Raw genomic sequence first — 24,777 nt, forward strand, 5'->3', positions numbered from 1 at the left:
GTCAGGGAGCCCCCTCCAGGCGTAGCGGGAGGTTCTGGAGACGCCAGGCGCCCGGCTGGCGGCGGCGTACCTGGGTTCTGAGTTGGTCGGGGGCGACGGCCAGCGCGAGGTCCGGGTAGCGCCGCAGCAGACGGCCGATGGCCACCTCGCACTCCTGCCGGGCGAGCGGGGCGCCCAGGCAGTAGTGGGTGCCGTGGCCGAAGCCGACCTGGTCCTCGGCACCCCGCCGGGTCAGATCCAGGCGCTCGGGGTCGTCGTAGTGGCGCGGATCGTGGTTTGCGGAGACCAGGACGGGCTGGACGGCCTCGCCCTGGCGGATCCGGGTGGCGGCCAGCTCCACGTCCTCGGCGGCGTACCGCAGTTGGGTCATCTGGACCGAACCGCACCGGCGCGTCAGTTCATGAACGGCGCGCGGCAGCAGCCCCCAGTCCTGCCGGAGCAACCGCAGCTGGTCGGGGTGGGTGAGCAGGGCGACGGTGGCGTGGCCGATGAGATGGGCGGTCGTCTCGTGCCCGGCGAGCACCAGCGTCATCACAAGGGTGACCATCTCGGTGTCGTCGAGCCGGCCGCCGTCGTCGTCCTGGGCGCGGATGAGCGCGCTGATCAGGTCGTCCCGCAGATCCGCACGGCGCTCGGCGATCAGGTCGTGGATGTGGTGGACCATGACCGGAAAGGAGGCACCGATCCGCTCGGGATCCAGCGAGGCGAGGTCGGAGCCGAAGAGCCGCCAGCGCGGTCGGTCCGCCTCGGGTACGCCCACCAGCTCGCAGATGACCGTGATCGGGAGCGGGTATGCGAAGTGCTCGATGAGGTCGACCACTCCGTTCTCGTCCGTATGTCCGGGGAGTCCGTCGAGCAGCTCATCGGTGATCTCCTCGACGCGCGGCCGCAGCTCGGGGACCCGGCGGGCGGTGAAGGCGCGGGAGACCAGACGACGCAGCCGGGTGTGGTCCGGCGGGTCGCTGGTGAGGACCGACTCCAGGATGTGCACGCTGAACTCCTCGGGAATGCCGAGCAGTTCCATCAGCTGGTCGCGGGTGTCCGGACCGGTGTGGCCCGGAATCGAGTACGGGCTGTTCACGAACCGCGGGTCCCGCAGGACGGCGCGTACCTCCTCGAACCGTGTCACCAGCCAGACCGGTGTGTCGTCCATGAAGCGTGCGCGGACGACGGGGCCCTGCTCACGGAGCCGGCCGTAGCCGCCGAACGGGTCGGCGAGCAGTTCCGGGTCCATCACGTTCGGCTCGTCGGGGTGTTTGCCGATGAGCTGCTGCAAGGAGGGCGGGAGATCGGTGGGCAGGGCTGTGGACGGGGTACCGATTCCGCTGGGTTCAGTGGGGCCGCCGGGCGGGGTCGTCATGATCGCCCGGTCTCGTGGAGGGGCGAATGTGCGAAGGCGGCGAGGGCTGCTGGAGGTGGCCCGTGGGCGCCGGAGGGGCTTGGGTGACCGGCGGCCAGTACGTAGAGGGGCGTGTGCCCGGCGTTGTCCAGGCCGCATCGTTCTGCGACCAGGGAGTCGTTGAAGGCGCCGGTCTGGGCGGGGCCGAGGCCCAGCGCGGTGGCGGTCAGGGCGAAGGTCTGACCCAGGTGGCCGGCGTCGAGCAGGCAGACGCGGTAACAACGGGGCGTGCGGTACTTCACGCTCATGCGTTCCAGTCGGGCGGCAAGCACCACCAGGAATGCGGCATCGCCGATCCAGTCCTGGTCGGCGCACAGGTGCGCCGCCTCGTCGCGGGTGAGCCCCTCGGTGCGCAGCTCCAGGGAGTGTTCCAGGCCGTTGTAGTGATACCAACCGTTGGCGAGCCCGGCGATGTCGAGCGCTCCGAGGTAGGCGTCGAGTTCCTGGCGGGAGCCACCGGCCGGGCTGGTGCGGCGGTAGAGCGCGCCGTGACCGCTGTCGATGAAGTCCACCGGGCCGAACACGGCGGAGAGCAGGGCTGCCAGTGTCCCCAGCGACACCGCTTCGCGGGCGAAGTCGCGGTGGGTCCGGCGGGCGTAGAGCACCTGCTCATACGGGATTTGCAGGTCGGCCCGGGGGCGGGGCAGTGGATGCCGCGGCGCGTCCGCGTAGGTGGTGAACAACGGCGGCAGCTGTGCCGGGTCCGGCATCAGCTCCGGGTCCTGGACGTTGATCTCGCTGTCCAGATAGTCGTGCTGCGTCGAGTAGTGGAGGAAAGACGCCTCGGGGGCCCAGGTGGACCAATGCCGGTCGATCTCCTGGTCGTGGTGCGCCTCCGGGCTGTCTTCCGTCAGCAGTGCGCCGGCATCCGCGAGGACGGCCATGGCCTCTTCGACGGTTTCGGGGGTGAGGTGGTCAAGGGTCTTGGCGGCTCCGGCGGGCTCGGTCCATTCCTCGAACGCGGAGAGGACCTCGGCGGCCACCGGATGCAGCGAGGTGGGAGTGCCGTGGGGATAAGGATGGACGACGAACGCCCCGTCACGCCAGTAACACGTCAGGCAGCGGGAACGGCGGTAGCGCACGGCAACTCCAGCAGGCGGGGAAGGGCGGAACAAGGTGGGGGCGGGCAACGGTCAGGTGGCCTGCGGCCCTCCGCGGTGCGGCCCGTTGCCCACCCCGCGGGCTCACTTCGCAGTGGCCGCCTGGAACTTGAAGATGTAGTAACCGGCGCGCCTGTCCTTCCGGACCGCCGCCTGCGCGTTCATCGTGACCTTGCGCATGAGATGTCACTTCCTTTCAGCTGGTGTTGTGGGGGAGCGCGCCCGAATGCGAACAGGCGCACCGGCACCAGCCTGCCTGGCGAGGGGCTCTCCGCCTCTCCAGGTACCGCAGATTTCGACACTATGGGTGAAACGGGCATTCCTATGTTTCGGGACAGCTTCGGCCACGGCTCGACGAGCCGGCCCGCGCCGCTCCCAACAGTGGTACTTCAGCGGACCCGCAGGACGTCCATTGCCGTCAGCGCCACGTGCAGTTCGGTGCGCTGTTCCCCGGACTCCAGGTCGCAGTCGAGGACGCGTTCGATGGTGCGCAGACGCTGGTAGAAGGTCTCCCGGGACAGGCCGCCGCGGCGTGCGGCGTTGGTCTTGTTGCCCGCGGCTTCCAGATAGTGGCGCAGGGTGGGCAGCAGATCGGTGCCGTGCCGGGTGTCGTGATCGAGAAGGCGGCCGAGTTGTCGTTCGGCGTACTCCTGGATCCGGGTGTCCTCGCGGAGTGCGTAGAGCAGGCAGCGCAGGCCGACATCGGACAGTTCGCGGAAGGAACGGCCCGCAGGGAGAGGCTGATCGGGCGGGGTGGCGTCGGCCACGCGGGCGGCCTCGTGGAAGGAACGGGGCGCATCCGTGAGGTCGTCGGCCTCGGAGCCGACGCTCACGAGAGCATGCGGTGCCAGGTCGAGCACTGCGCTGCTCAGCCGTTCGACCGCAGGCAGCCAGGGGCGGGAGGCGTTCAGGGCGAGCAGTACCCCCACGCGTCCCGGGGCCAGTTCACCGACGAGTGCCGGGATTCCTGCCGTGCGCAGCTCCTGTGACAGCCGGGTCTCCGGGGTCGCCGTGGTGTTCGCCGTGGTGTCTTCTGCGGGGAGGTCCACCACGACCGCGAGGAAGCGGCTGTTCTCGGTGGGCAGCCCCAGTGCGACCAGCCGGGCGCGGGCGTCTTCGGGGGAGTGGTGGCGCTGCTCGACGAGGTCGCGGAGGGCGTTGCGGTGCGCGGTGCGCTCCCAGGGCGCGGGGTGGATGAGGCGGGCGACGGTCAGGGCCATCGCCGTCCTCTCCAGCACGATGATGTGCTCAGGGCCGAAAGCCGGCTCGGTGGTGCGGGCGGGCAACATGGCCACGCGGCCCCAGCGTTCGCCCTGGTACTCCACCGGTGCGGCGAGCCAGCCCTCCGGACCGCCCTGGCGGGTACGGTCGCCGGACGGGGTGGCTCGCGACCGCTGCTCCCAGCCGGTGAGTGCCTCCTCCAGCGTGGTTCCGGAAGGCTCACAGATCAGTGCCTGGCGGACCAGGTTCTCCAGGACCACCGTGCGGCCGCTCATCTCGGCCGCCGCGCGCACCACGTCCTCCGGCCCCGCGCCGCGCAGCGTCAGGGCGGTGAACGCCTCGTGGATGCGCTGCGTACGGCGCATCGCCTCCGCCTGGTTGCCGAGGATGAGGGCGTGGACGACCTGGGTGACCTCCAGGAAGTTGACGTCCCGGGCGAGGGTGATCAGTGGGAGACCGCGGGCCTGGCAGGCGTCGACGAGGGCTTCGGGCGGGCGGTGGTAGCGCCGCACGAGTTCGATGACCAGGGCTGCCGCTCCGACACCGGCGAGCTCGTCGACGTATCGGCGCACGCCCGCCGCGTCGCCGGGCAGCGGCATACCGGTGGTCAGGACGAGTTCGCCGCCCTTGAGGAAGGAGGCGGGGTCCGTCAGTTCGGTGATGTGGGCCCAGCGGACCGGCCGGTCGAGGTGGGTGACGCCGGTGACGACCTCGGGCTCTCCGGCGGTCAGGACGGGGAGGGCCAGGACATCGGCGACGGTGACGGCGCGGACGGGCGCGGAGCTGTCCAGGTCGTCCGGGGCCGGTGGTCGCATCGTCGGGTGGTCCTCGGTCACGGTGTCTCCAGGGGGGTCCCCGCGCCCCGGCGGAGCCGAGAACTCGGGGGAGTGCCAGGTCACTGTGTCAAGCGGCGCTGACCTGCGCAAGAGGTGCTCCGCCCGGGCCGCTGAGGCACCGGGCGCGGGGTTCGGGCCCTCATGGTTGACACAGTGTCCGAACACCATGCGTCAGCTGGACAGTTCACGCGTTGTCGCGCTCCGGGACGGCAGGGATGCTTGGTATGCCGGAGTGGACCCACTCAGGTACGCAGAGCACGACACACGGCCGGGAGACGACCATGACCGCACTGTCGCCGCACCTTCGCCAGGCCACCCCCGTGGTGGCTGCCCGGGGCGAGGGCGTCCACCTCTACGGCGAAGACGGCCGCCGGTACCTCGACTTCACCGCAGGCATCGGCGTCACCAGCACCGGACACTGCCACCCCAAGGTCGTGGCTGCGGCGCAGGAGCAGGTCGGTACGCTCGTCCACGGCCAGTACACGACGGTCATGCACCAGCCCCTGCGGCGGCTCGTCGACAAGCTGGGCGAGGTGCTGCCGGACGGTCTGGACAGTCTGTTCTTCACCAACTCCGGCAGCGAGGCCGTCGAGTCCGCACTGCGGCTGGCCCGGCAGGCCACCGGCCGGCCCAACATCCTCGTCTGCCACGGCGGCTTCCACGGCCGTACCGTGGCCGCCGCCTCCATGACCACCTCCGGCACCCGCTTCCGGTCCGGTTTCTCGCCGCTGATGAGCGGCGTGGTCGTCACCCCGTTCCCCTCGGCCTACCGCTACGGCTGGGACGAGGAGGCCGCCACCCGCTTCGCCCTCCAGGAGCTGGACTACACGCTCCAGACGATCTCCCCGCCGGCCGACACGGCTGCGATCATCGTCGAACCGGTGCTCGGCGAGGGCGGGTACGTCCCCGCGAACCGCGCCTTCCTGGAGGGACTGCGGGAGCGTGCCGACCGGCACGGCTTCCTGCTGATCCTGGACGAGGTGCAGACGGGCGTGGGCCGCACCGGACGGTTCTGGGGCCACGAGCACTTCGGCGTCACCCCGGACATCCTCGTCACCGCCAAGGGACTGGCCAGCGGCTTCCCGCTGTCCGGCATCGCGGCCTCCGAGGAGCTGATGACCAAGGCATGGCCCGGTTCGCAGGGCGGTACGTACGGCGCCAACGCCGTCGCCTGCGCCGCGGCCTGCGCCACCCTCGACGTCGTACATGACGAGAAGCTCGTCGAGAACGCCGAGGCGATGGGCGCACGGCTGCGCCAGGGCCTGCAGGCGGTGGCCGAGCGGACGCCGGCCATCGGCGATGTGCGGGGCCTCGGGCTGATGCTGGGCACCGAGTTCGTCAACGAGGACGGCAGCCCCGACCCCGAGACCGCCTCCGCCGTGCAGCGGGCCGCCGTCGACGAGGGCCTGCTCCTGCTGCAGTGCGGCGCCTGGAACCAGGTCGTGCGGATGATCCCGGCGCTCGTGATCGACGAGACGGCGGTGGACGAGGGCCTCCAGGCATGGGCGGCCGCGGTCGAGGCCGGCACATCAGGAGCATCGCGGTGACAACCGGCACCGCCACGGCCCTGGAGGGCCTGGTTGCACGGCTCGCCGACACCGCTCCCGACCTGAAGGTGGAGACCGGCCCAGGACCCACCGGCCTCTACGCCTACGACGCCTCCAACTACCGGGTCCCGCCGCGGGCCGTGGCCTTCCCCCGCAGCGCCGACGATGTCTGCGCGGTGCTGCGGGCCTGCCGGGAGACGGGCGTCCCGGTCACCGCGCGCGGCGGCGGCACCAGCATGGCGGGCAACGCGGTCGGACCGGGCGTGGTCCTGGACTTCTCCCGGTACATGAACCGGATCCTGGACATCGACCCGGTGGCGCGCGCCGCGCGCGTCGAGGCCGGAGTGGTTCTCGACGCGCTGCGCAGCGCGACCGCAGCGCACGGGCTCACCTTCGGCCCCGACCCGTCCTCGCACAGTCGCTGCACCCTCGGCGGGATGATCGGCAACGACGCCTGCGGCAACCGGTCCGTACGTCACGGCCGGACCAGCAGCCACATCGAGTCCCTGGAGCTGGTGACGGCCGACGGCGTACGGGTCGTCGCCGACCGCACCGGCCTGCGCGCCGCCGACCCGGACGACTCGGAAGCGCTGCAGCACGTTGCCAGGCTCGAAGCGGACGTACGACGTCTGATCGACGCCGGTCTGGCACCGATCCGCACCGAACTCGGCCGCATTCCGCGCCAGGTCTCCGGCTACCAGCTGCACCACCTGCTGCCGGAGCACGGTTTCGACATGGCCCGTGCGCTGGTCGGCACCGAGGGCACCGTCGCGGTCGTCACGGCCGCGACGGTGCGGCTGGTGCCCACCGCACCGGCCTCCGCACTGCTCACCCTCGGCTACGACGACGTCGTCGACGCCGCCGAGGACGTGCCGGAGATCCTGCGCTGGAATCCCACCGCCGTGGAGGGCATGGACGAGGCGATCGTCGCCACCATGCGCGCCCGCCGTGGCTCGGACTCCGTCACCGGCCTGCCCGAGGGCCGCGCCTGGCTGTACGTCGAGCTCGACGGCGACGACGAGGCGGCGGTGAACTCCCGCGCCGCCGAACTGCTGGACGTACTCGAGGCACAGGGCCGGATGACCGGCGGGCGCGTCGTGGAGAGTGCCGCCGAGCGGCGCTCGCTGTGGCGCGTCCGCGAGGACGGGGCCGGTCTCGCCGCCCGTCTCGTGGACGGCGGGGAATCCTGGCCCGGCTGGGAGGACGCGGCGGTCGCGCCCGAGGACCTGGCCGCCTACCTGCGGGACTTCCGCAAGCTGCTGGCCACGCACGGCCTGACCGGTGTGCTGTACGGGCACTTCGGCGCCGGCTGCGTCCACGTACGCATCGACTTCGATCTCGCCACGGATGCCGGGAGGGCTGCCACCCGCCGGTTCCTCTCGGAGGCGGCCACCCTGGTCGTCGAGCACGGCGGAACCCTCTCGGGCGAGCACGGTGACGGGCGGGCGCGCGGCGAACTGCTGGAGGTGATGTACAGCCACCGCATGATCCGGATGTTCGCCGAGTTCAAGGAGATCTTCGATCCCGAAGGGCTGCTGAACCCGGACGTCATCGTGGCGCCGGCCCGGCTCGACGCCGATCTCGCGCTGCACACACCCGAAGTGCTGCCCGTCGAGACACTGTTCTCCTTCCCGCACGACGAGGACGGCTTCGCGGGTGCCGTGCGCCGCTGCGTCGGCGTCGGCCGCTGCCGCAGCTCCGCGGGCGGCGTGATGTGCCCCAGCTATCGCGCCACGGGGGAGGAGAACGACTCCACCCGGGGCCGGGCCCGCCTGCTCCAGGAGATGGTGCGGAGCGGAACCGTCCAGGACGGCTGGCGCTCGACCGAGGTCAAAGACGCCCTCGATCTGTGCCTGTCCTGCAAGGCGTGCTCCAGCGACTGCCCGGTCGGCGTGGACATGGCCACCTACAAGGCCGAGTTCCTCCACCACCACTACAAGGGCAGGCTGCGGCCCCGCTCGCACTACTCGCTGGGCTGGCTGCCCCTGACCTCGGCCCTCGCCGGATACGTCGCCCGACCGGTCAACGCCCTGCTGCGCGGGCCGCTCGGCAGGCTGCTCGCCCGGCTCGGAGGCGTGACCACGAAGCGCAGGATCCCGGCCTTCGCGTCCCGGCGCGCCCTGCGCGGGGTGCTGCGCAAGACGAAGACCGGCGAATCGTCGAAGGCGCTGCTCTTCGTCGACAGCTTCACCCGCGCCTTCCGCCCCGAGGTGGCCGGAGCAGCGAGCCGTGTGCTCGCCGACGCCGGAATCCCCTGCACCGCGGAGGACGGCCTGTGCTGCGGCCTGACCTGGGTGAGCACCGGCCAGCTGTCCGTCGCACGCCGCATCATGGCCCGTACGGTCGCCCGCCTGGACAACGGCGACGACCGGCCCGTCGTCGTGGCCGAACCCAGTTGCGCCGCCGCCCTCAAGCGGGACGTGCCCGAACTCCTCGACACCGATGCCGCACGTCGCGTCGCGGCCCGCGTCCACACCCTCACCGGCGCCCTGACCGATCTGGCCGCCGAGGGCTGGACGCCGCCCGAGCTGCCGGAGAATGTCGTGCTGCAGACCCACTGCCACGAGTACGCGACCTTCGCCGGCCGCCGCCCGCACGACCTGCTGCGTAGACTCGGCGTCCGGAAGGTCGACGAGGCCGAGGGCTGCTGCGGGCTCGCCGGGAACTTCGGCTTCGAGGAGGAGCACTACGACACCTCGATGGCCGTCGCCGACCTGGCGCTGAAGCCCCGTCTCGACGGGATCGACGAGGACCCGCAGACCGTCGTTGTGGCCGACGGCTTCAGTTGCGCCACCCAGATCGACCATCTCGCCGGTGACCGGGGCGTCCGTGCCCGGCACCTCGCGGAACTGCTCGACCCCGCCGCTGATCAACCAGGAGAGACCTCATGACCGACACACCCACGCAGTTGTTCATCGGCGGCTCCTGGGTGGACGCCGCGGACGGCGCCACCATGCCCGTCGACAACCCCGCGACGGGCGAGATCCTCTGTCACATCGCCGACGCGGGGCTCAAGGACGCCCGGCTCGCGGAGGAGGCAGCCGTCCAGGCGCAGGAGGAGTGGGCCCGTACGGCACCTCGGGCGCGCAGCGAGATCCTGCGCCGCGCGTACGAGATCATCCTCGAGCGCACCGACGAGCTGGCCCACTTGATGACGTCCGAGATGGGCAAGCCGCTGGCGGAGGCCAGGGGAGAGGTGGCGTACGCGGCCGAGTTCTTCCGCTGGTTCTCCGAGGAGGCCGTGCGCATCGACGGCGGCGGCGGCGTCCTGCCCGACGGCCGCAACCGCATGCTGCTCTCCCGTCGACCGGTCGGCCCCTGCCTGCTGATCACCCCGTGGAACTTCCCGCTGGCTATGGGCACCCGCAAGATCGGCCCGGCGGTCGCCGCAGGCTGCACGATGGTGCTCAAGCCCGCCCCGCAGACCCCGCTGTCCAGCCTCGCGCTGGCCGGGATCCTGAAGGAGGCGGGACTGCCGGACGGGGTGCTGAACGTCGTCACCACCTCCCGCGCCGGGGAGGTCTGCGAGCCGCTGCTGCGAGGCGGGCAGATTCGCAAGCTGTCCTTTACCGGCTCCACGCAGGTCGGGCGGCTGCTGCTGGCCCAGTCCGCCGACACGGTCGTACGCACCTCCATGGAACTGGGCGGCAACGCGCCGTTCATCGTCTTCGACGACGCCGACCTGGACGTGGCGGTGGACGGCGCGATGCTCGCCAAGATGCGCAACATGGGGGAGGCGTGCACCGCCGCGAACCGCTTCTTCGTCCACCGGTCGGTGGCGGAGGAGTTCGGGCGGCGCCTGGCCGAGCGCATGGGCGCGCTCGTCGTCGGGCCTGGCACCCAGGACGGCGTCGACGTCGGTCCGCTGATCGACGCCACCGGTCGGGCCAAGGTCGAGGAGCTGGTCGCCGACGCGGTCGAGCGCGGTGCCCGCGTGCTCGTCGGCGGGCGTACGCCCGAGGGGCCGGGCTGCTTCTATCCGCCGACCGTGCTCGCCGACGTCGCCCCCGGCAGCCGCCTGATGGACACGGAGATCTTCGGCCCGGTCGCCGCGATCCTCACCTTCGACGACGAGGACGAGGTGATCCGCCGGGCCAATGACACCCCCTGGGGCCTCGTCGGCTACGTCTTCACCGAGGGCCTCGACCGTGGCCTTCGCGTCAGCGAGCGCCTGGAAGTCGGCATGGTCGGCCTCAACACCGGTCTCGTCTCCAATCCGGCAGCGCCCTTCGGTGGCGTCAAGCAGTCCGGTCTCGGCCGCGAGGGCGGCCGGGTCGGGATCGAGGAGTTCCTGGAGTACCAGTACCTCGCGGTGCCCGTGCGATGACGGCGGTCTTCCTGCCCTGACATACGCCTCATCGCGCACCGCGGGCCACCCGTGCCCGGCCGACGACTCCCCTCCCCCGGCCGGGCACGGGACACCCGCCCCTGATCGCGATTGACCGAGTAACCGTCGGCGCTCACGCACCAACCGGGCATGCAACTGCTCGGTATCGCCGGTCATGCCCTCCGTCGCGACACGCGCCCTGCGGGCTCAGCGCCGCTCGGCGCACACGAGGAAGATCCGGCGGACGCCGGGGACGCTCCGCGGGGGCACGGGGTCCCGCCAGCGGCCGTAGTGGGCGCTCGGGTCGCCCGGCTGGACGACCTCGGCGGTGAAGCGGTGCCGGTCGAAGAGGGCTTCCGGCTCGTCCGTGCCGAACCGCCAGGGGCAACCCCACCGGGCGAAGACGTCCAGCTGACCGCGTGCGTGGGCCGAGGTCAGCGCTTCGGAGTTGACCAGATCCCCCGCCACCAGACTGCCGATTGCGGTGAGGGTGCGGATGCGCTGGAGCAGGCGGTGCACATCGTTCTCGCGGAGGTACGGGAGCACGCCTTCGAGGAGCCACACCGAGGGCGCTTTCGCGTCGTACCCCGCCACTTCCAGCCGGCGCTCCCAGCCCGGCGCCGTCAGATCGGCGGCGATCATCCGGTGCGCCGCCCGGGGGTGCGCCCGGGCGAGCCGGTCGCGCTTGTAGTCCAGCACCGAGGGGCGGTCGATCTCGAAGTAGCGCACGTTCGGTGGCCATTCCAGCCGGTAGGGCCGGGAGTCCACCCCCGACCCTGCGGACACGATCTGGGCGCGGTCCTGGGACGCGCGCTGGAGAAGGTCGTCGAAGTAGCGGGTGCGGATCGCGTTGACATCGAGAGTGTTGGGCATGGCGCGCCGTCGGTGCGGTGGGAAGGTCGCGCCCCACACCTCGTCCAGCAGCTTCGGCCCGTCGTCGCCGCACAGGTCCTGTGCGTACGGATCCACGTAGAGCCGGTCCGGTCGGCGGCTCTCCAGTGTCCGCATCGCCGCAGTCAGCAGCGCTGTGCGCCCCACCGCGTCCATTCTTTCGGTCATGACGCCCTTTCCGGCCGCGGTATCCCGCCCGCCGATCGGCAATTCCGGCCGGTTCCCGGTCAACGGTCGTCGATCACGGCCTCGATGATCGATGCGTGAGCGGAGAGGGTCCGCACCTGGCGCACCGTCAGCCCTGCCCGCGCGAGGAGCTCCTCGTACTCCCTGCGCGTCCGCCCCTTGCCGTTGAGTACGGTCATCATCAGCATGTCGTGGGTCTTGCCGGGGTGCGGCTCGTTCCCTTCCGGGATCAGCGCGTTGACGACGAGCAGCCGACCACCGGCCGGAGCCGCCCGGCTGCAGGTACGCAGGATCCGCACACAGTCCTCGTCCGGCCAGCTGGCCAGCACGTGTTTCAGCAGGTAGACATCGGCTCCCGCCGGAACCGAGATGAAGAAGTCGCCCGCCTCCACCCGCCAGCGCCCGGCCAGTTCGGGGGAGTCGAGCACGTGACCGGCGACCACGGACTCCAGATCGAACAGCGTGCCCGTCATCTGTGGGTGGCGCAGCAGGATCGACCGGAGCAGGCCGCCGCGTCCGCCGCCCACATCGATAACGCTCCGCACGCCGGAGAAGTCGTAGGCGTCCGCGACCTCGTTGCTGAGCGCCTGCGAGAACGCCGCCATGCTGGAGTGGAACGCGGCTCCCAGTTGGGGGTCGGCCGCCAGGTGGTCGTAGAAGGGGACTCCGTAGAGCTGCTCGAAGGCCGTGCCACCGGTGCGGACCGCGTCCGGCAGCCGGGCCGCCGAGAGCCAGAAGATGTCCTCGCCGCGCATCATGACGTAGTCGCGCAGAGATCCCTCGACGTCCGTGCGCAACGGCTGGGCGAGCGGGGTGAGGTGGAAGCGGTCTGCCGCCTCCTGCCGGAAGACGCCCTTCGTCGCGAGGAAGCGCAACAGCCGCCGCAGATGGGGGCCGTGCACCTGCGCCGCCTCAGCGAGTTGCTCCGCGGTGCGCGGGCCGTTCACCAGATGGTCGGCGATGCCCAGCCGCGCCGCGGTGTGGAGAGCAGCCGAGTAGAGGTAGCCGAAGGACAGCTCGAGCAACTGACCGGCCGGGTCCTCAAAGACCGCAGGGGTGGTCGGGTCGTCGGGACGGGCGGCGCTGGTCATCAGCTGAGTCTCCCTTTCCTCGTGCGGACTTCCCTGCACGACGTCGGGTCGGCGTTCTCGTCCTGCCGAAAGCGTCGCGACCGCCTTCGCGCAGTGCGGATCAGCCTGCGGCGTGCGGGTCGTGCGGTGGTCGAGGAGCGCACGAAGTGGTGGGGGTCGAGAGGCGCACGAAGTGGTGGGGGGCGAGGAGCGCATGGGTGGTGTTGGCCGAGGCATATGAAGGGCGGTGCGGCGGGGTGGTGAGTCGGCGTTGACTGGCCATCATGCCCACGTCAAGTCCCGGCCGAGCCCGTTCATGGACGATCGGCCCGCTCCGTACGAGCTTCCGCACTCTCCCGCCCGCAAGGAGGCTTCCCATGGCCGACGCATCTGCCCGTACCGCGGCACAAGGCTTCGCCGACGCCGCCGAGCAGCGCCGCGCCAACCGCGCCACGGTCGAGAAGTACCTGGAGTACACCAAGGGCCCGAACCGGCTGCGTCGGCATGAGCTGTTCGCCGAGGACGGCAGCGGCGGTCTGTGGACCAACGACACCGGCGCCCCGATCGAGATCAAGGGCCGCGAGCGCCTGGCCGAGCACGCGGTCTGGTCTCTGAAGTGCTTCCCGGACTGGGAGTGGTACAACATCCAGATCTTCGAGACGCAGGACCCGTGCTTCTTCTGGGTCGAGTGCGACGGACACGGGAAGATCAACTTCCCGGGCTACCCCGAGGGTTACTACGAGAACCACTTCCTCCACTCGTTCCGCTTCGACGAGGACGGGAGGATCCGGCAGAACCGGGAGTTCATGAACCCGTTCGAGCAGCTGCGCGCGCTCGGGATCCCGGTGCCGACAGTCCGCCGGGACGGCATCCCCACCTGACCCGCGCAGGCCCAGGCCCATGGCGGGCGACGCCGGGCCGGCGCGACAACCAGGCAGCCGCGGTGAGTTCCACGGCAAGACAGAAAGGCACCTGCGCCCATGCCAGGTATCCCGCCCATCGAGTGCTACCCCCTTCCCGCCCCCGGCGAGCTGCCGGCCAACACCGCCGAGTGGACCGTGGACCCGAACCAGGCGGTACTGCTCATCCATGACATGCAGCGGTACTTCCTCGCGCCGTTCCCCGGCACCGTGCGCGCGGAGCTCCTCGGCAACCTCACGCGGATACGCGAACGCTGCGCCGCACGCGGTATTCCCGTCGCCTACACCACCCAACCCGGCAGGATGAGCGCCCGGGACCGCGGGCTGCTGTTGGACTTCTGGGGGCCAGGGATGCGCGCCTCGGCCGACGACCGACAGGTCGCCGACGAACTGGCCCCCGCCGAGGGCGACTTGCTGCTCACCAAATGGCGCTACAGCGCCTTCTTCCGCTCACCCCTGCTGCCACGTATGCGCGAGGCAGGCCGTGACCAGCTCATTCTGTGCGGCGTGTACGCGCATGTGGGCGTGCTGGCGACCGCGTTGGAGGCGTACGCGAACGACATCCGGACGTTTCTGGTCGCCGATGCCGTCGCCGACTTCTCGCAGGACCACCATCGGATGGCCCTCACGTACGCGGCGGAGCGCTGCGCCATGGTCGTCTCCGCCGAACAGCTTCTCGCCGAGGTCTCGCGGTGAGTGGGGGGCTGCTGGAGCGGGTGCTCAGCGACCCGTCCACGCCGTTCGCCCTCCTCCACCGCGCGCCCCTCACCGGCCCCGACCACCTGGAGGTTCTCGTCGGGCCGGTCTCCACCCCTCCGACGCTGGCGCGCATACCGCTCCCGGAACCCTCCGCCCCGGACAATCCGGGGGCGCCGGGCCGACCGGGAGGCGCCGCAGTTGCCGGCGCTCCCCGGGGTGAGGGAAACCAGCACGAGGCCCTCGTTCTCATTCCGTACCGCCAGATCACCGAACGCGGCTACGCCTGCGTCGACGATGCCACGCCGCTCGTCACGCTCACGATCACAGGCCAGGAGACACTCCCGCTCGCCGAGGCGCTGCCCCGTCTGCCGCGCGCGAGGACCATGCTCGTGAACCGACGCTTCGTCCCGGGGGACACGGAGTACGCGCACACCGTGCGCCACGTCGTCACGGACGTGATCGGCCGCGGGGAGGGTGCCAACTTCGTCATCAAGCGCGACTTCGTCGCCGACATCACCGACTACTCCACCGACCGCGCCCTCGCCTTCTTCCGCCGTCTCCTGGAGAGCGAATCGGGGGCCTACTGGACGTTCCTGGTGCACACCGGGGAGCGCACGCTGGTGGGCTCCAGCCCGGAGCGGCACATCAGTCTGCGGGACGGCACAGCGGTGATGAACCCGATCAGCGGCACTTACCGCTATCCGCCCACCGGTCCGGAACTCGCCGGTGTCCTGGACTTCCTGGCCGACCGCAAGGAGGCCGAGGAGCTGTACATGGTCGTGGACGAAGAGCTGAAGATGATGGCGCGGATCTGCGAACGGGGCGGCCGCCTGGCCGGGCCGTATCTGAAGGAGATGGCCCGGCTGGCCCACACCGAGTACTTCGTCGAGGGGCACACCGGGCGGGGCGTACACGAGATCCTGCGCGAGACGCTGTTCGCACCGACCGTGACCGGAAGTCCCCTGGAGAGCGCGGCCCGGGTCATCTCGCAGTACGAGCAGCAAGGCCGCGGCTACTACAGCGGTGTCGCGGCCCTCATCGGCCGGGACGTGCACGGCGGCAGGACGCTGGACTCCGCGATCCTCATCCGGACCGCCGACATCGACGCCGCCGGGGAGGTCCGCATCGGCGTCGGAGCCACCCTCGTACGCCACTCGGACCCGGCGTCCGAGGCAGCCGAGACCCGCGCCAAGGCGGCAGGGCTGATCGCGGCGCTGGAGTCCGGCCGGTCCCGCTCCTTCGCCGCGCACCCGAGCGTCCGTGGGGCTCTCGCCCGCCGCAACGAGCAGCTCGCGGACTTCTGGCTCAACGGGACGGAATCCACTCGGGCACCGGCGCCCCGACCACACCCGCGGAGCCCCTGCGGCACTCCCGATGTCGCGGGCACTCCGGGCTTTGCCGATGCTGCCGACGCTGCCGAGGCTGCCGACCTGGTCGGCCGCAGCGTCCTGGTCGTCGACATGGAGGACACCTTCACGGCGATGATCGCCATCCAGTTGCGCTCTCTCGGCCTGCGCGTGACGCTCCGCCGGTACGACGAGGACATCGAGTTCGCCGCCTGCGACCTGGTCGTGATGGGACCCGGCCCCGGCGACCCACGGGACCTTTCCTCTCCCAGGATGACCCGACTGCATACCGCGATCGGAACCTTGCTCGAGCGGCAGCGCCCGTTCGTCGCCGTCTGCCTGAGCCATCAGGCCCTCAGCCGGCGACTCGGATTCCCGCTGTTCCGCCGGGACGCCCCAAATCAGGGCGTGCAGCGGGAAATCGAGCTGTTCGGCGTCCGCGAGCGCGTCGGCTTCTACAACACGTTCGCCGCCCACGCCCAGCACGACAAGACAGACGTCGGCGGCGTGGGCGTGGTGGAGGTGGCCCGGGATCCGGAGACGCACGAGATCCACGCGCTGCGCGGACCGCACTTCGCGTCGATGCAGTTCCACGCCGAGTCGGTCCTCACCCAGAACGGCCCGCGCATCGTGGGCCAGGCCCTCCAGGCCGCACTGGGACGGTGACCCCTGGCCCCCGGTCCCGACCCCGCCCTGTGACGGCGCCGACCCGCCGCACACCGCTCCACCCACCCGCTTGGAGGCCCCGATGCACGCGTACGTAGTCGTGGACGCGTTCGCCCACGAGCCGCTGCTCGGCAACCCCGTGGCCGTGTTCTTCGGCAGCGACGACCTGTCAGCGCGCACGATGCAGCGCATCGCCCGGGAGATGAACCTGTCGGAGACCACCTTCGTTCTCACGCCTCGGCAAGGCGGCGACGCCCGGATCCGCATTTTCACCCCCGTCAACGAGTTGCCCTTCGCCGGGCACCCGTTGCTGGGCACAGCCATCGCCCTGGGCGCACGCAGCTCGCGTGACGACTTGCGTCTGGAAACGGCCGTGGGCATCGTCCCGTTCGACCTCGTCAGGGAGCGGGGCCGAACGGTCGCAGCCCGCATGCGTCAACCCGTCCCCACCTGGCGCCCGTTCGAGCGCGCCGAAGAACTACTGGCCGCGATCGGCGTGGAGAAGTCCACGCTGCCTGTGGAGATCTACCACAACGGTCCCCGTCATGTCTTCGTCGGCCTGGAGAACGTCAGCACGCTGTCCGCCCTCCGCCCCGACCACCGCGCTCTGGCCGACTTCGAGGACCTGGCCACCAACTGCTTCGCCCCTGACCTCGATGCGGACGACACCTGCGCCGCACCTGGCCAGGAGGGCGGGAGCTGCTGGCGCACCCGGATGTTCTCCCCCGCCTACGGTGTGACCGAGGACGCCGCCACCGGGTCTGCCGCAGGCCCGTTGGCCGTCCATCTCGCCCGGCACGGCCTCGCCCCGCACGGCCGGCAGGTCCGGATCACTCAGGGCGTCGAAATGGGCCGTCCGTCACTGATGCTCGCCTGGGCCGAAGGGACCGTGGACTCCCTCGACGCGGTGGAAGTCGGCGGTGCCGGGGTGCTGGTGGCGGAGGGCAGCCTGCACATATGACCTCCGCGCGACGGCCGCACGGCATGACTCGAAAGAAGGACGGCATGGACACTGGCAGGTCCGAAACCCTGACCGCGGCGATCGACGTCACCTTTCCCGAGTACATCTCGCCGCCCGACCAGCCACTGGGGCTCCTGCGCCGCTGGCTGGAGTCGGCGGAGGCACACGGCGTACGCGAACCGCGGGCCCTGGCCCTGGCCACCGCGGACGCCGCGGGCCGTGCCTCCCTGCGGACCGTCGTACTGAACCGGGTCACCGACACCGGCATCGTCATCGCCACCCACGACGGCAGCCGCAAGGGCCGTGAACTCCGCGTCAACCCCTGGGCCTCCGGCCTGCTGTATTGGCGCGAGACCGGTCAGCAGATCAGCCTGGGCGGCCCCGTCCGTCGGCTGTCCGACGCCGAGTCCGACGCACTGTGGGCCGCCCGCCCGGTCTTCACCCACGCCATGACCGTCTCCTCCCGCCAGAGTGAGCCCCTCGGCGACCTGGGGGACGTGGCCCGGCTGCGCGCCCGCGCCGAGACGCTCAGCGCGCAGGGCCCCCAGCCACGCCCCGCCGCGTACATCGGCCTCGAACTCGTCCCCGAATCCGTCGAGTTCTGGGCGAACGGCACATCCCGCCTGCACGAACGACTGCGTTACGACCGCACGGCGGAAGGCTGGACCGCGGTCCGCCTGCAGCCGTGACGGCGGCCGACTGCCGACCCGCCGCCGTACGAGAAGCCGCCACTTCCACGCCTGAGTTGTGACCTCGGCGCCCTCGGAGTGAGTGCCGAAGTTCCGACCCTCGCACGACCTCTATGCGTACACCGGGAAGGACGCTTGGAATGCGAGGCGGCGATCGGCTCCGTTGCCGATGTGCTCAAGCAGCTCGTCGAGTGCGAGGTATTCCTCCCAATGCTGTTGGCCTGTTGCGTGCGCCAGCCGCGAGATCAGGAGGTCTTCGAGTTCTGGGACGCGTTTGTTCTTCCAGACCTTGTCGGCCGTACTCACCAGCAAGTCTTCGAACGTCGCATCGGGATCCGCCCAAGAGGCGTGAGTTCCGGCGAAGCGGGCCAAGTCCGGGCTGAATCCGTGAGCCAGCAGCATTTCCCGACCGGTCTCTTCGTGTGCTGAGCCAGGCCCGGACAGTTCGGCGACGTGCACAGCTTTGCCGATGTCATGTGTCGCTGCTCCGAAGAGAACGGCGTCGCGGTTGACGACGATGTCCGGACAGCGCTGCTCTGTCCAATCCACCAGTTGATACGCCACGTCGTGGACGGCACGCAGGTGGGCAGCCAGCCGCGGCGGAGCATTCAGGGACCGGAGAAGGTCTGTCACCGAAGACGGAAGCGGCCGGAGTGGCGGATCGGTGGAGGCAAGCAAAGCTCGGGACAGGGCGTCTGATGGTGTCACCGGTTCAGGCTACTGACGCGACCGACGGCGCCTCCGGTCCACTGACCCGGGTCGGCGGTACCCAGTCTGCGGGGGTTACCTGGATGGGCGGCCGACCGACATCAGCCACGGCGCTTCACGGCGGTTCGGGCAGCGCCGGGGCCGTTGTCAGTGGCGTGGTGCAGACTCGGGGCCATGGACGAGGAAGAGGTGCTGCGCTGTCTCGCCGAGGCGGAGTCCGGCCGGCTGCGGCCCGAACTCTGCGGAGGACGGTACGTGGCCGCGGCGTACGACATCGACGGTACGGACGACGAGGACGGATTCGAGGACGGATACGAGGAGGAGGTCGACGAGGACTTCGAGAACGTCCGCGTACTGGGGGAGGTCTCGTCGGTCTACGAGGCGTTCGATCTCCTCATGGCGGAAATGGCTGACGAGGCCGAAGCCAAGGAACTGCTCGTCGATACCGGGCTTCCTTTGGACGATGGCCTGAACGGCGACTTGCTCGACGACGACCAGGGCGACGGCCAGGACGGCGACCGGAACAACGACTTGGACCACGACGATCCGGACGCCGACGATCCGGACGACGATTGCGACGACGACCGGGGCGCCCCCGCCCTCCCGGGAATCACCTCGCCCGCCCGGCGCTACCTCGCCTACACGGCGCTGAGCTGGACGGCGCCCATGGACCTGGTGACCAGCAGCCACCACGAGGAGCATTACCTCGGCCACGCCCCGGCACTCTTCGACGGCGCCCGGTTCCGCTTCCTGTGCAGCGCTGCGCCGCCGCATCACGAGGAAGCGTGGGCAATTCTCGAACTCCAGCCCACGGGTGAACCCTCGGACGCCGACCGCGCCCTGATGACCGCGTCCGCCCTCGGCGACACCGAAGCAATCGGCGCGGCCCTCACGGCGAACGCGGACGTGAACGCCCTGGACGAGCACGGCATGACGGCCCTCCATGCCGCCGTGGCCCACCGTCGGCCCGGCGCTGTGACCGCTCTGCTCGCCGCGGGGGCCGACCCCGCCCGCCAGGCGGAGTTCGGCAACGCACCCCACTTCGCCGGGCTGGATCACCGGCAGCGGGTCCGCTCCTGCGCCGACCGGCTCGACGGCGCCGAGCACGCGGCGGTCATACGGTCGCTCCTCGACGCGGGAGCCCCCGTGAACGCCCGCGACCGAGGTGGCGCAACACTCATCGACCTGGCTCTCAACACACTGCCGTACCCAGCAGAGTTGGTGAGCCTTCTCAGGGACCGAGGCGCTTCCAGCGGCCCGTTGGGGAACGGGTCGCTGGGCAACCTGCTCACCGGCCTGCCCTACCGAGACCCCCGAGCGCTGCGCACCCACGTCAACAAGGTGCGGTTCCTTCTCGACGCCGGCGCCGACCCGAACGCGGGGGAGAACGACGGGGCGGCCTTCACCCACCGACGTCCCGCACTGCGCGCTCTCCTCACCGGCACCATCTACTACGCCCACGAGGTTCCCGGCAAGGTGCTGGCAGCCCTGGTCGACGAGCTGCTCCGGCACGGCGCCCGGGACGTTCCGCACCGGGGAGAAACCGTCCTCGAGCAGGTCGAGCGCCTGCTGGACGACCAGCGCTTCCAGAACTACCAGCCCGTGGCAGACCGACTCCGCGCCGCCGCGACGGAACAGCGGGCCCGCTGATCCCGATCCGTCCCAGCGCCCTACCCGGCACTCACCGGCGACAGGGGATGGGTGGCGGATGGATGGTCGTGGGTCGGACCGAGGGGCCATGGGAAGGCTCAGGCCGCGCGGCATGGTGGGCAGTCGCCGTGCGAGTTGATCCCACGCTGACCGTGCGCTTCACAACGGCACACCGCCGCGCCCCGCAGAAGCGAAACCGCCTAGTCTTGGGCGCGCGCTTCGCGTAGGTACCGTCCCTCCTCTGCTTCGGGAGTGCCGGGCCCGCATGTCAACGGAAGAACAGAGAGCGGAACGGGGGATGGGACATGAGCTTTCGCGACAAGGTCCGCGGCATCGGTGACTCGGTGAGCAGTGCTGCCGCCTCGGCGGCTGCGCGGGGTCGCGAACTCACGGACCGGGGCGCCGAGGCACGGCGCAATGGCGCGGTCAACTCCGGGGAGTGGGTGCTCAAGGCGGTGCGCGCGCTGCCGGCGCCGGCCGCTCCGGCTCGCGAGCCCTGGGAGTTCTCCCTGGGCGCCCTGGTCTGCCAGCACCCGAGAGTGCCCGCCCTCACCGCGAAGGCGCTGCGGCCCCTGAGGAGCCTGGGCGCCCTCAGCTTCGGGCCGGAGTCGGTGGGGTTCGACGGGGAGGACATCCCCTGGAAGAAGGTCGTCAGCCTGCGACTGCACAACGCGTTCGCCGCGATGAGCACCGAGGGGCTGGACCAGGAGGTGGACCGGATACGTGAGGTGCTGCCGCCGTTGCCGGGGCGCAAGTGGGCGGTGACCAAGGTCGTCGAAGGGCTTGGCTCCGTGGTGCTGGCCTCGCTGGAGCGGGCCTCCGGGCAGCGCCTGGATGCGGTGGAGGTCGCCTCGGAGATCACCTACCGCGGTCGGCTGGGCCGCGAGTCGACCCTGCGCGCGAGCCTCTTCCCCACCGCCCTGCTGGCCCACCAGGTGGAGGTGGCCCACAGCCTGGTCGCCACCGCCCAGCAATGGAACATCCCGGTCCTGCCCGCCGAGCCGGTCGACGTCGACACCGTCGCCCGCATCCAGGCACTCCGGGCCCGCGCCGACAAGGTCTACGACGAACTGCTGGTGGAGGAGGATCGCGAGTCGCTCGAGTCCGGCCAGGGGCACGAATCCCAAGCGCCCGACGCCCAGCGGGCCGACGCCTAGGTCCGTGTCTCCTCGGTCCATCACGCCCGACCGGCGGGCGGACTGCGGCCCTAGGCTTCCGCCGTGAACGACACCGCACCTGGCATACGGATCAGACCGGGCAGCCCGGCCGACGTACCAGCCATTCTGGACATGCTCGACTCCGCGGTGGTCTGGATGAACGAGCGCGGGAACACCGAGCAGTGGGGCACGACGCCGTACTCGCAGAAGCCCGGCGGGATGGAGCGGGTCGAGCGGTACACGACCGAGAACGCCCCACACATCGCGGAGTTGGATGGAACCCCCGTCGGGGCCCTGGTGCTCCACACCGGGCCCAGCCCGCAGATGCCGATCGCGCCGGCCGGGGAGCCGGAGCGGTACGTCCGGCTGCTGGTCTCCGACCGACGGCACGCCGGTCGGGGCATCGGCGCTGCGTTGCTGGCCCTTGCCGTCGAGGAGACCCGGCGGGCCGGCGTGGACCTGCTGCGGGTCGACTGCTGGGCGGGCGGCGGGGGCGAACTCGTCGCGTTCTACGAGCGCAACGGTTTCACCTCCACCAACCGTTTCCTGCTCGGGGCCTGGCCGGGACAGGTGCTGGCCCGGCGGGTCGGCTGATGACGCGGGAAAAAGGGACGGCGCGGGAGAGAGGGAGCCGAGAGGGCACGCCTCCCGCAAGGTCGCCGAGGCGGAACGCCACTATTAAAGTTTGACTAGTCGAGATCGCGGTCGTACCGTCGGGTCCCAGTTCGGCGCTCACCCTTTGGGCAGTGATGCCCGAGCGGCGAGGGATGCCGGGGAAGACCGGGACGCGATGAGGCGGAGGACCGTTGACGGAAGCGACGATACGGGCGAACGAGACGATGGTGCCGGTGCTGCCGTGCGCGGACATGGAGGCGACACTGGCGTTCTACCAGGCGCTCGGATTCAAGGTCACCTACCAACAGACGCGCCCGTACCTCTACCTCGCCCTGGAGTGGAGCGGTTTCGCGGTGCACTTCGGCAGACCGCCCCAGGACCATGACCCGGCCAGGGAAGACGGTGGCGCCTGTCTGGTCATGGTGGACGAAGTCGCCCCCTACCATGCCGCCCTCACCCAGGCCATGCGCGCCGCCTACGGCAAGGTGCTGGCCAAGGGAGTCCCGCGCATCACACGTTTCCGCCCCGGCCAAACGCGGTTCACCCTCGTCGACCCGTCCGGCAACTCGCTCATCTTCATCCAGCGGGACGAGCCGACCGAGCTCGAATACGGCGGCTCCAAGGAGCTGCAGGGCCTGGCCCGGGCGCTCGACAACGCCCGTATCTTCCGCGAGTTCAAGAACGACGACCGGGCCGCCTTCCGGGCCGTCTCCTCCGCCCTGCGCAGGCACGGCGACACTGCCGTGCCCCTTGACCGGGCCCTGGCCCTGGCCACCCTCGTCGAGCTTGCCACCGCACTGAACGAGCGTGACCGCATCGACGCCTGGATCGGTGAGCTGGAGCAGATCCAGCTCACCGACGCCGAACGCAGGCGCGTCGCAGCTGAACTGCACCATGCCGAAGACCTCACGCAATGGCTCGCCGAACATTCCACCAGGGCAGGCACGCAGGACGACTCTTCTCAGTGATCCGCCCGCCTACCCCTACCCCCGCCTCCGGCGGCGATCAGCGCGGTCTCAGCGGGGTATTCCCAGCTCGCCTGCACGCAGCCCGGCCTGGAAGCGGGAGTCGGCCTCAAGTGTGGCCATCAACTCGGCCACGCGCCGTCGGTAGGTGCGTAGCGAGAAGCCGAGCCGTTTGGCCGCCGCTGCGTCGGTGAGGCCCGAAGCGAGGGCTTCGAGGATGATGCGGCCGTCGGCATCGAGGTGCGGGACGTCGCTGCGCAGATAGGTGTCGAGATCGACGGCGCTGTCCCAGAGCGCCCGGAACAGCGAAAGGACGCCGTCGACCAGGATCTGTGACGTCGTCACGGTGTACTCGCGGCCGGTGGGGGTCTCCCGGCCGGCCAGGATCATCACCCGCCGGTCGATGAGGATGGTCTCGTGCGGCAGCGACGAGCCGCTGATCCGCACGAGGGCCCCCTTGCTCTGCACCAGCCGCAGGTGCGTGCGGGCTTCCTCGTCGGCGAGCGCGACCGGGCTGAGCAGCTTGCGAGTGGTGAAGTCGGGGGAAGCCGTTGCACGCATCCGATTCCCGATCGCTGCCCTGGCCTCCGGTTGCGACCAGGTCCTGAGATCCCGGGCCGCGCACAGGAACTCGGTCTGCGCGGATTCGAAGAGATGACCGGCACGCATGATCAACTCTGCGTCGCCACGGACTGAGAACACCTGTTCATTCGGCACCCCGCCAGTCTGGCAGCAAGATGCCACGAACTCGCGGGGCGCCATGGAGGCGGACACCATGAGCCTCATGACGATCAAGACGTTCGCCCTGGGCGGAGACCTGACCATCAACCGGCTCGGCTTCGGCGCCATGCGCCTGGCGATGGGTACCTTCGACGGTCCGCCGCGAGCCCCTGAGCGCGGCATAGCGGTGCTCCGGCGTGCCGTGGAGCTCGGCGTCAACCACATCGACACGGCCGGCTTCTACGGCAGGGGAGCGGTGCGGGCCAACGAGCTGATCCGTACGGCATTGACCCCCTACCGTGACGACCTGGTGATCGCGACGAAGGTCGGGCCGCTGCTCGGGCCGAACGGTGTGCCGAGCGAGCAGGCGACGCCTGACCAGCTGCGCGGGCTGGTCGAGGCGGACCTGCGCTCCCTCGGGCTGGACCGGCTCGACCTGGTCTATCTGCGGGTGGGCGGGGTGACCGGACCGGGTGGTGAGTCGATCGCCGAACGGTTCGAGGTACTGGCCGAGCTCCGGGCGGAGGGGCTGATCCGGCATCTGGGCGTCAGTAACGTCGACGCAGCCCAGTTCGCCGAGGCCCGGGCGATAGCGCCCGTCATGGCGGTGCAGAACCAGCACACCGGTGACATGGCGCTGCTCGCGGAATGCGAGGCAGCGAATATCGCGTACGTGCCGTACTTCCCGCTCGGCGGTGGCGGCAGCCCACTCGACACCGAACGGCTCGGCAAGGTCGCAGCACGCCTGGGCGCGACCACCGCGCAGGTGCAGATCGCCGCGCTGCTGGCGACATCGCCGTCGGTGCTGGCGATTCCGGGCACCGGCTCCCTCGCTCACCTGGAGGAGAATCTCGCGGCGAACGATCTCCGACTCAGCGACGAGGACCTGTCCGACCTGCGAGGCTGACCGGTCGGCTACGGAAATCAGCGCAGCTGCCATGCCCGTTCCGCCGCCTGCGCCATCAGACCCCCACTCTGCGTGCGATCCCCCTGGCCCTTTCCGGCTGTCGTTCCGACGCCTGTACCAGCCACCGGCAGACCTTCTGGCGCTCCGAAAGCGCCGACTTCGGCGACGGCGATGCCGCGCTCATCGCAGAAGTCGAG

20 protein-coding genes are annotated in these 24,777 nt (G+C 70.6%); 13 read left to right on the plus strand and 7 right to left on the minus strand.

The window, feature by feature from the left end; genetic code table 11:
• Position 1: 1 nt before the first annotated feature.
• The 3 genes from ACTWP9_RS24125 to ACTWP9_RS24135 form a co-directional block, all read right to left on the minus strand.
• Positions 2–1,360, minus strand: a complete 1,359-nt coding sequence (locus ACTWP9_RS24125; RefSeq protein ID WP_443248343.1) for a cytochrome P450 family protein — start codon at positions 1,358–1,360, stop codon at positions 2–4.
• Complete coding sequence (locus tag ACTWP9_RS24130) at positions 1,357–2,481, minus strand: SagB/ThcOx family dehydrogenase (protein WP_443248344.1); 1,125 nt, start codon at positions 2,479–2,481, stop codon at positions 1,357–1,359. Before ACTWP9_RS24130 ends, ACTWP9_RS24125 begins: the two co-directional genes overlap by 4 nt.
• Before the next feature lie 407 nt (positions 2,482–2,888).
• Positions 2,889–4,535, minus strand: coding sequence for a PucR family transcriptional regulator (locus ACTWP9_RS24135; RefSeq protein ID WP_443248414.1), 1,647 nt, complete (start codon positions 4,533–4,535; stop codon positions 2,889–2,891).
• 302 nt (positions 4,536–4,837) lie between these two features.
• Here ACTWP9_RS24135 and ACTWP9_RS24140 point away from each other — a divergent pair, with 302 nt between their 5' ends.
• From ACTWP9_RS24140 to ACTWP9_RS24150, 3 genes are read left to right on the plus strand one after another with little or no spacing between them, the layout of a single operon-like run.
• Positions 4,838–6,103, plus strand: coding sequence for an aspartate aminotransferase family protein (locus ACTWP9_RS24140; RefSeq protein WP_443248345.1), 1,266 nt, complete (start codon positions 4,838–4,840; stop codon positions 6,101–6,103).
• Positions 6,058–8,994, plus strand: a complete 2,937-nt coding sequence (locus tag ACTWP9_RS24145) for an FAD-binding and (Fe-S)-binding domain-containing protein (RefSeq protein ID WP_443248346.1) — start codon at positions 6,058–6,060, stop codon at positions 8,992–8,994. Before ACTWP9_RS24140 ends, ACTWP9_RS24145 begins: the two co-directional genes overlap by 46 nt.
• Positions 8,991–10,430, plus strand: coding sequence for an NAD-dependent succinate-semialdehyde dehydrogenase (locus tag ACTWP9_RS24150; protein ID WP_443248347.1), 1,440 nt, complete (start codon positions 8,991–8,993; stop codon positions 10,428–10,430). The genes ACTWP9_RS24145 and ACTWP9_RS24150 overlap by 4 nt, the downstream gene beginning before the upstream one ends.
• Before the next feature lie 207 nt (positions 10,431–10,637).
• Here the strand turns inward: ACTWP9_RS24150 and ACTWP9_RS24155 are convergent, their stop codons facing one another.
• Together ACTWP9_RS24155 and ACTWP9_RS24160 are read right to left on the minus strand one after the other, a co-directional pair.
• Positions 10,638–11,489, minus strand: a complete 852-nt coding sequence (locus tag ACTWP9_RS24155) for a class I SAM-dependent methyltransferase (RefSeq protein ID WP_443248348.1) — start codon at positions 11,487–11,489, stop codon at positions 10,638–10,640.
• A 59-nt stretch (positions 11,490–11,548) separates the two neighbouring features.
• Positions 11,549–12,598 carry a methyltransferase gene (locus tag ACTWP9_RS24160; RefSeq protein WP_443248349.1) on the minus strand — a complete coding sequence of 350 codons (1,050 nt, stop codon included), beginning with the start codon at positions 12,596–12,598 and terminating at the stop codon, positions 11,549–11,551.
• A 356-nt stretch (positions 12,599–12,954) separates the two neighbouring features.
• Between ACTWP9_RS24160 and ACTWP9_RS24165 the strand changes: the two genes are divergently transcribed.
• The 5 genes from ACTWP9_RS24165 to phzG all read left to right on the plus strand — a co-directional run bounded on the left by ACTWP9_RS24165 (position 12,955) and on the right by phzG (position 17,858).
• Entirely contained in the window at positions 12,955–13,458 is a 504-nt protein-coding gene (locus tag ACTWP9_RS24165; protein ID WP_443248350.1) for a PhzA/PhzB family protein, read from the plus strand.
• Positions 13,459–13,557: 99 nt separating this feature from the next.
• Positions 13,558–14,193: an isochorismatase family protein gene (locus ACTWP9_RS24170; protein ID WP_443248351.1), complete on the plus strand. Its 636-nt coding sequence runs from the start codon at positions 13,558–13,560 to the stop codon at positions 14,191–14,193.
• Positions 14,190–16,208: an anthranilate synthase family protein gene (locus ACTWP9_RS24175; protein ID WP_443248352.1), complete on the plus strand. Its 2,019-nt coding sequence runs from the start codon at positions 14,190–14,192 to the stop codon at positions 16,206–16,208. The genes ACTWP9_RS24170 and ACTWP9_RS24175 overlap by 4 nt, the downstream gene beginning before the upstream one ends.
• A gap of 82 nt (positions 16,209–16,290) precedes the next feature.
• On the plus strand, positions 16,291–17,169 hold the full coding sequence (locus ACTWP9_RS24180) for a PhzF family phenazine biosynthesis protein (protein ID WP_443248353.1): 879 nt from the start codon (positions 16,291–16,293) through the stop codon (positions 17,167–17,169).
• A gap of 44 nt (positions 17,170–17,213) precedes the next feature.
• Positions 17,214–17,858, plus strand: a complete 645-nt coding sequence (phzG, locus tag ACTWP9_RS24185) for a phenazine biosynthesis FMN-dependent oxidase PhzG (protein ID WP_443248354.1) — start codon at positions 17,214–17,216, stop codon at positions 17,856–17,858.
• A gap of 111 nt (positions 17,859–17,969) precedes the next feature.
• On the opposite strand, the gene ACTWP9_RS24190 is transcribed toward phzG, so the two are convergent.
• Positions 17,970–18,548 carry an HD domain-containing protein gene (locus tag ACTWP9_RS24190; protein WP_443248415.1) on the minus strand — a complete coding sequence of 193 codons (579 nt, stop codon included), beginning with the start codon at positions 18,546–18,548 and terminating at the stop codon, positions 17,970–17,972.
• Between the two features lie 192 nt (positions 18,549–18,740).
• Between ACTWP9_RS24190 and ACTWP9_RS24195 the strand changes: the two genes are divergently transcribed.
• The 4 genes from ACTWP9_RS24195 (at position 18,741) to ACTWP9_RS24210 (ending at position 22,956) form a co-directional block, all read left to right on the plus strand.
• On the plus strand, positions 18,741–20,216 hold the full coding sequence (locus tag ACTWP9_RS24195) for an ankyrin repeat domain-containing protein (protein ID WP_443248355.1): 1,476 nt from the start codon (positions 18,741–18,743) through the stop codon (positions 20,214–20,216).
• A gap of 305 nt (positions 20,217–20,521) precedes the next feature.
• A complete protein-coding gene (locus tag ACTWP9_RS24200; protein ID WP_443248356.1) occupies positions 20,522–21,373 on the plus strand; it encodes a hypothetical protein in 852 nt (283 codons plus the stop codon).
• A 63-nt stretch (positions 21,374–21,436) separates the two neighbouring features.
• Positions 21,437–21,967, plus strand: a complete 531-nt coding sequence (locus tag ACTWP9_RS24205; protein WP_443248357.1) for a GNAT family N-acetyltransferase — start codon at positions 21,437–21,439, stop codon at positions 21,965–21,967.
• Between the two features lie 212 nt (positions 21,968–22,179).
• Positions 22,180–22,956 carry a glyoxalase gene (locus ACTWP9_RS24210; RefSeq protein WP_443248358.1) on the plus strand — a complete coding sequence of 259 codons (777 nt, stop codon included), beginning with the start codon at positions 22,180–22,182 and terminating at the stop codon, positions 22,954–22,956.
• Positions 22,957–23,004: 48 nt separating this feature from the next.
• Here the strand turns inward: ACTWP9_RS24210 and ACTWP9_RS24215 are convergent, their stop codons facing one another.
• Positions 23,005–23,715, minus strand: a complete 711-nt coding sequence (locus ACTWP9_RS24215) for a DNA-binding response regulator (protein WP_443248359.1) — start codon at positions 23,713–23,715, stop codon at positions 23,005–23,007.
• A 22-nt stretch (positions 23,716–23,737) separates the two neighbouring features.
• On the opposite strand from ACTWP9_RS24215, the gene ACTWP9_RS24220 reads away from it, so the two are divergent.
• Complete coding sequence (locus ACTWP9_RS24220; protein ID WP_443248360.1) at positions 23,738–24,580, plus strand: oxidoreductase; 843 nt, start codon at positions 23,738–23,740, stop codon at positions 24,578–24,580.
• The last annotated feature ends 197 nt before the right edge of the window (positions 24,581–24,777 follow it).

Source organism: Streptomyces sp. 3N207, assembly GCF_052246355.1.
Lineage (GTDB): Bacteria > Actinomycetota > Actinomycetes > Streptomycetales > Streptomycetaceae > Streptomyces.

What these genes read in the sequence shown, in the direction of transcription:
- ACTWP9_RS24125 (WP_443248343.1), bottom strand. Translation starts at nt 1,360, where the DNA reads ATGACGACCCCGCCCGGCGGCCCCACTGAACCCAGCGGAATCGGTACC.
- ACTWP9_RS24135 (WP_443248414.1), bottom strand. Translation starts at nt 4,535, where the DNA reads ATGCGACCACCGGCCCCGGACGACCTGGACAGCTCCGCGCCCGTCCGC.
- ACTWP9_RS24140 (WP_443248345.1), top strand. Translation starts at nt 4,838, where the DNA reads ATGACCGCACTGTCGCCGCACCTTCGCCAGGCCACCCCCGTGGTGGCT.
- ACTWP9_RS24145 (WP_443248346.1), top strand. Translation starts at nt 6,058, where the DNA reads ATGGGCGGCCGCGGTCGAGGCCGGCACATCAGGAGCATCGCGGTGACA.
- ACTWP9_RS24150 (WP_443248347.1), top strand. Translation starts at nt 8,991, where the DNA reads ATGACCGACACACCCACGCAGTTGTTCATCGGCGGCTCCTGGGTGGAC.
- ACTWP9_RS24155 (WP_443248348.1), bottom strand. Translation starts at nt 11,489, where the DNA reads ATGACCGAAAGAATGGACGCGGTGGGGCGCACAGCGCTGCTGACTGCG.
- ACTWP9_RS24160 (WP_443248349.1), bottom strand. Translation starts at nt 12,598, where the DNA reads ATGACCAGCGCCGCCCGTCCCGACGACCCGACCACCCCTGCGGTCTTT.
- ACTWP9_RS24165 (WP_443248350.1), top strand. Translation starts at nt 12,955, where the DNA reads ATGGCCGACGCATCTGCCCGTACCGCGGCACAAGGCTTCGCCGACGCC.
- ACTWP9_RS24170 (WP_443248351.1), top strand. Translation starts at nt 13,558, where the DNA reads ATGCCAGGTATCCCGCCCATCGAGTGCTACCCCCTTCCCGCCCCCGGC.
- ACTWP9_RS24180 (WP_443248353.1), top strand. Translation starts at nt 16,291, where the DNA reads ATGCACGCGTACGTAGTCGTGGACGCGTTCGCCCACGAGCCGCTGCTC.
- phzG (WP_443248354.1), top strand. Translation starts at nt 17,214, where the DNA reads ATGGACACTGGCAGGTCCGAAACCCTGACCGCGGCGATCGACGTCACC.
- ACTWP9_RS24195 (WP_443248355.1), top strand. Translation starts at nt 18,741, where the DNA reads ATGGACGAGGAAGAGGTGCTGCGCTGTCTCGCCGAGGCGGAGTCCGGC.
- ACTWP9_RS24200 (WP_443248356.1), top strand. Translation starts at nt 20,522, where the DNA reads ATGAGCTTTCGCGACAAGGTCCGCGGCATCGGTGACTCGGTGAGCAGT.
- ACTWP9_RS24215 (WP_443248359.1), bottom strand. Translation starts at nt 23,715, where the DNA reads ATGGCGCCCCGCGAGTTCGTGGCATCTTGCTGCCAGACTGGCGGGGTG.
- ACTWP9_RS24220 (WP_443248360.1), top strand. Translation starts at nt 23,738, where the DNA reads ATGACGATCAAGACGTTCGCCCTGGGCGGAGACCTGACCATCAACCGG.